Annotated in this window: 1 protein-coding gene; it reads right to left on the bottom strand. The window is 43.2% G+C overall.

Annotation, left to right across the window (positions count from 1 at the left end; translation table 11 throughout):
- On the bottom strand, positions 1-157 hold a 157-nt coding region (locus tag AC2Q9J_RS18300; RefSeq protein WP_499042146.1), incomplete at its 3' end, for an NAD(P)/FAD-dependent oxidoreductase.
- Positions 158-250 lie beyond the last annotated feature (93 nt).

Here is a 250-nt window from a genome sequence, read left to right on the forward strand (position 1 = left end):
GATTTGTGACGTTACAACGTGCTCCACCTGAAATGGCCAATTTCCGTCCAAGTTTTGAACCTTTATCAATCAGCAAGGTCGAAGCGCCACTTTTTGCCGCTGCATACGTTGCCATGTGCCCGCTCGGCCCTCCACCGATGACGATGACATCTTTCATAGGGTATCTCCTCATTTCTTCATCTATATGATTAGTAAAATTATCGTAACTTTATTATCCGTAACAGTAAGAGTATAATGAGAAGCGGTTGTT

Source organism: Planococcus sp. RAB007_Raresut (assembly GCF_057369535.1).